Origin of the sequence: Paenibacillus jamilae (assembly GCF_050482105.1) — a bacterium.
GTDB classification, from domain to species: Bacteria; Bacillota; Bacilli; order Paenibacillales; family Paenibacillaceae; genus Paenibacillus; species Paenibacillus jamilae_B.
The window spans coordinates 1-248 of sequence record NZ_JBCNHI010000025.1; the positions used below are offsets into that span (position 1 = coordinate 1).

General features: G+C 52.8%; 1 protein-coding gene. It reads left to right on the plus strand.

The genetic code is table 11. The features are described from left to right. Positions 1-248 (plus strand): AMP-binding protein (locus tag ABEW32_RS24530; protein WP_430192666.1); only part of this gene is annotated, 248 nt, incomplete at both ends.

Sequence of the window (248 nt, forward strand, 5' to 3'; positions counted from 1 at the left end):
AACCAGTTCCCGGTACGTTTGCTGCAACTGGCCAGCTTCTCCTTCGACGTGTTCGTCGGCGATATTGCACGGACGCTCTATAACGGCGGCACGATGGTCATCTGTCCGAAAGATGACCGCATTGATCCAAGCCGATTGTACGGATGGATTCGTGATTATCAGATTACCGTGTTCGAATCGACTCCGGCCCTGATCGTACCGTTTATGCAGCATGTGCATGAACACGGACTGGACATGAGCAGTCTGGA